We start from the raw sequence: 4627 nt of genomic DNA, 5'->3' as shown, positions 1-4627 counted from the left end.
GAAAACACTCCAGGACACACCGTTTCAAACTTATCATCAACACGTGCTTTACGCGATGTGACTGAAAGAGCAGGTTCAGATTATAACGCATCGGCAGTTGGTGAAGTAAATGTGGTGAACAAAATGAAAGAAACCAACGCTATCATTGGTGGTGAAGGTAATGGTGGAATCATCTACCCTGAATCGCATTATGGAAGAGACGCCTTAGTGGGAATTGCTTTGTTTTTAACGCACCTGGCTAAATTTGGTAAATCTATTTCATTATTAAGAAGCAGTTATCCGCAATACCACATTTCGAAAAATAAAATTACCCTTACTCCAGAAATGGATATCGACAATTTATTGAAACAGGTAGAAGAGAAATATAAAAACCAGCCATACAGTACCATAGATGGATTGAAGATTGAATTCGATAAAACATGGGTACATTTGCGCCGTTCTAATACAGAGCCGATTATCCGTATTTACAGCGAGGCTGAGAATGAAACTGTAGCCGAAAATTTGGCCAACAAGATCATTTCAGACATTAAAGAAATCCTTAAATTGAATTAGCAAATGAAAAGAGTTTATTTAGATAACGCAGCTACAACGCCTCTGGATAAGGACGTAATTGCAGAAATGACAAATGTGATGGAGAACTCTTTTGGTAATCCATCAGCTATTCATGCACTGGGTCGCGAGGTGAGAACCCTGGTAGAGAAGGCTCGTAAAACAGTTGCCAATCTTCTTGGCGCATCTCCATCCGAGATATTTTTTACTTCGGGAGGTACCGAGGCTGACAATACGGCTATTCGCTGCGGTATTTCGGCTTATGGAATTAAACATGCCATCACTTCAAAAATTGAGCATCATGCGGTTGAGCATACCTTAAATATGATGCTTAAAAATGGCGAAATTGATAAACTAAGTTTTGTTAATATTGATGAGAAAGGTAATGTTGATTACGCTCATCTGGAAGAACTGCTTGCCAGCAACGAACGTACTTTCGTATCGTTAATGCATGCCAACAATGAATTGGGCACCTTAACCGATATGATTAAAGTTGGCGATATTTGCGAGAAATACAATGCCATTTATCATGCCGATACAGTTCAAACCATGGGCCATTATACACACAATGTACGGGAACTAAAAGCTCATTTCATCGTTTGTGCGGCACATAAACTTCATGGGCCGAAAGGAGTCGGTTTCTTGTATGTAAACAGCAATATTAAAATTCCACCGATGATTTATGGTGGCGCCCAAGAGCGTAACATGCGTGGTGGAACGGAAAATGTTTACGGCATTGTAGGGTTGGCAAAGGCACTGGAAATTGCTTATGCAGAAATGGAGCAACACCAGAACCATATTCAGGGGTTAAAGGATTATTTAAAAGAAGCTTTAATTGCTGAAATTCCTGGTATCGGTTTCAACGGCGAAACAGCTGCAGATAAAAGCCTTTATACGGTATTAAACGTGTCTTTCCCGGAGATGGATATGGCCGATATGTTGCTGTTTAATTTGGATATCAACGGCATTTGTGCTTCGGGCGGTAGTGCCTGTTCTTCAGGTTCAAATATTGGCTCACATGTTTTAAACGGCATCAAAGCTGATCCGAATCGTCCATCTGTTCGCTTTTCTTTCAGTAAATACACTACGAAAGAAGAGTTAGATTATGTAATCGAGAAAGTAAAAATGGTGGTTAAGCAAAATGCTTTAGCCTAAAATATCATTAACCAAATAGGAACAGTCTCGAAGCAATTCGGGACTTTTTTTTATCCCAAATTTTTTGAAAAGCAATTGCAGCTCGGCGATTAAAGTGAGTCCTGCTTTCTGTCTCAACAAAAGCAGAAAAAGCTTTTTGTTTCCACGTCAATCAGGTTTAGATTACAACGGTTTGTGATGCTTGGCTATGTCAGTTCGGTGCGGATAACAAATAAATCAAACCGTCTATCAGGCTTCTCTCAAGATGGGAATTCTACTAACTAAAACAATAAGGGGAAGCAAACTTTCAAAAGATTAGCCACGGAAACACAGAGGTCGAAGCACAATAAGATGAATGAACGGCTCTGAATTGTATTTTACCGTTTTTATTTGTATTCATGAATCCGCAAAAATGATCGGCTGTGTCCACCTTTTATCAAGAAAAAGTGGAAAGCCCGTCTGGCTAATACAAAACTCTTGTATATCTCGAAACAAAAACTTATATTTAAATAAGATAAAGGCCACCTATAAGCCAATAGCAATTAGTTCCTCAACGAAACCTTATCAAAACTCCCATGGTATAAGGTTAGGCAAATTTTACAACAGCTTTTTAAATTTTTGAGTTTCGGCTCAAGAATACATTCGTTCTAAAATTTAATCAACCCACGAAAGCAACCAAGGCTTTCTATAAATCTTATCGTTATGGAAAATTATGAAATTACTCCACAATCAACAAATCTTGAGAATGGAAAATCGTTAGCAGACAGAAAACACATCTATAAGTTTATTTTAACGCCGTTTTCATTTGAATCTTCACATCACTTCAATAAAATACACAAAAGGAAATTTAATTCATTTGGATGTATACACGAACTCAGGAAACTATCTGGATCGATGCTTTGAGTTTATAGTTTAAGCGGGTGATATGCTTTAAAAAAAGGCAGGGTAAAATATGTTAAAACATATTCTTAAAACAACTATCACAAACAAAATAAATTTTTACTTGTTCCTATAATACATCAATTGAAAATACTATGGGAACTGATAAAGAAAAAGGCAAAATCATTGAGAATGAATTGCTAGATAAAACAGCCGAAGATATCAAAGAAAATAGAAACCTTGATGATAACAAGTCATCAAAAGTTGCCACTAATTTATTTGATAAAGATAAAGGACGCAAGAACAATGCTTTTGGTCCGGGGCATGAGCCAGGAACTACACCAGGTTCAGGAATTTAGCGAGTTATCACAAAGCAAAATATTAAATTTAAGCCACAGCATTTGTTGTGGCTTTTTAAGTTAATTTGAAAATGGAAAGAAGAAATTTTATTAAACACTCGGCATTAGCAATGGCGTTGCTTTCAATTTATAAAACAGATGTATTCGCACAGCAGGAAATATTTCGAGCATATAATTTCAAGCCGCTAAGAAATAATGTTGGTATTTTTACTGAGCAGGGCGGAACCATCGGCTGGTTAAATTCATCCAACGGCTTTGTTGTGGTAGATTCACAATTTCCAGCTTCTGCACCTCATGTAATTGAAGAATTGAAAAAACTGGGTGAGAAGCCATTCAAATATTTGATCAATACGCACCATCACAGCGACCACACCGCTGGAAATATTGCATTTAAAGGTCTTGCAGAGAAAGTTGTTGCTCACCAAAATTCTTTGGTAAACCAAAAAAGAGGAGCAGAGAAGGCCAATAATTTAGATAAACAATTATTGCCAGACACTACTTTTGGTACGGGTTGGAAAGCGCCGGTTGGGAACGAAAAAATAAGTGCCTATTACTATGGTTCTGCACATACCAACGGTGATGCCGTTTACCATTTCGAAAATGCAAATATTGTGCATGTGGGTGATTTGGTTTCTAACCGAAAATATCCTTACATCGACAGAGAAAATGGCGCACACATCGGAAATTGGATTACAGCACTGGAAAAAATTCACAACCAGTTTGATAACGATACCTTATTCATATTTGGTCATAGCCGTGAACCAGAGAAAGTAACCGGAAATAAAAGCGATATTAAAGCCTTTCAAAACTATCTTCAAAAGTTATTAACCTTTGTGGCTGCCGAAATCAAAGCCGGAAAATCGAAAGAAGACATCTTAAAGGCAACCGCTATACCCAATGCCCCTGAATGGCAGGGAGAAGGAATTCTACGGAGTTTAACAGCAGCTTATGATGAATTAAAGGGCGTTTAGATCTTAAAAATGGAGACAACACGCTCACGTATCTGATCTCATCAACTGAAAGCGGTTGTGAGTTTGAGCTGTTGATGACAATTTTTTTAAGTCAAAAAACAAGGTATATATGCGCAAATCTTTTTCCAATTTATAAACATTCTATATTTGAAATAAATCCTAAGCGTAGGGCGTAAACTACTTAAGCTTAGGCCTTATCTGTTATATTTGCGTTACACAAATCCAAATCAGATATGGATGATTTTTTAGCAGCCCGCTCCCAAATGGCCTTATCATTAGGCTTTCATATTATTTTTTCATGTATTGGAATGGTGATGCCATTTTTTATGGCAGTTTCGCACTACAAATGGCTAAAAACAAATGACGAAGTTTATAAAAACCTAACGAAAGCCTGGAGTAAAGGTGTCGCGATCTTCTTTGCCACTGGAGCCGTGTCAGGAACAATGTTATCTTTCGAACTTGGCCTGCTTTGGCCAAAATTTATGGAACACGCCGGGCCAATCTTCGGTATGCCATTTTCTTTAGAAGGAACTGCATTTTTTATAGAAGCAATAGCCCTGGGATTTTTCCTTTACGGATGGGATAAATTAAATAAATGGTTCCATTGGTTTACAGGAATGGTTGTTGGCGTCAGCGGACTTGCATCGGGAATATTGGTCGTGGCTGCAAATGCCTGGATGAACAGCCCGGCAGGATTTGATTTTGTCAATGGGAAATATCTGAACATTGATCCCA

General features: G+C 37.9%; 4 protein-coding genes and 1 pseudogene. All 5 read left to right on the top strand.

The window, feature by feature from the left end; translation table 11 throughout:
- Positions 1–552: pseudogene (locus tag ON09_RS22700) on the top strand (phosphoglucosamine mutase); the annotation flags it as partial.
- 3 nt (positions 553–555) lie between these two features.
- Positions 556–1704 (top strand): cysteine desulfurase family protein, encoded by a 1149-nt coding sequence (locus ON09_RS22695; RefSeq protein WP_010603362.1) that lies wholly within the window; start codon positions 556–558, stop codon positions 1702–1704.
- A gap of 1013 nt (positions 1705–2717) precedes the next feature.
- Positions 2718–2921 carry a hypothetical protein gene (locus ON09_RS22690; protein WP_010603361.1) on the top strand — a complete coding sequence of 68 codons (204 nt, stop codon included), beginning with the start codon at positions 2718–2720 and terminating at the stop codon, positions 2919–2921.
- Between the two features lie 71 nt (positions 2922–2992).
- Positions 2993–3892 carry an MBL fold metallo-hydrolase gene (locus ON09_RS22685; protein WP_010603360.1) on the top strand — a complete coding sequence of 300 codons (900 nt, stop codon included), beginning with the start codon at positions 2993–2995 and terminating at the stop codon, positions 3890–3892.
- A 233-nt stretch (positions 3893–4125) separates the two neighbouring features.
- Positions 4126–4627 (top strand): cytochrome ubiquinol oxidase subunit I (locus ON09_RS22680; RefSeq protein WP_010603359.1); only part of this gene is annotated, 502 nt, incomplete at its 3' end.

The sequence above is a fragment of the Pedobacter agri PB92 genome (genome assembly GCF_000258495.1).
In the GTDB taxonomy this organism is placed as follows: domain Bacteria; phylum Bacteroidota; class Bacteroidia; order Sphingobacteriales; family Sphingobacteriaceae; genus Pedobacter; species Pedobacter agri.
The sequence above is the reverse complement of the archived record's forward strand: the minus strand, read 5'-3'. Positions and strand labels throughout refer to the sequence as shown.

What these genes read in the sequence shown, in the direction of transcription:
- ON09_RS22695 (WP_010603362.1), top strand. Translation starts at nt 556, where the DNA reads ATGAAAAGAGTTTATTTAGATAACGCAGCTACAACGCCTCTGGATAAG.
- ON09_RS22690 (WP_010603361.1), top strand. Translation starts at nt 2,718, where the DNA reads ATGGGAACTGATAAAGAAAAAGGCAAAATCATTGAGAATGAATTGCTA.
- ON09_RS22685 (WP_010603360.1), top strand. Translation starts at nt 2,993, where the DNA reads ATGGAAAGAAGAAATTTTATTAAACACTCGGCATTAGCAATGGCGTTG.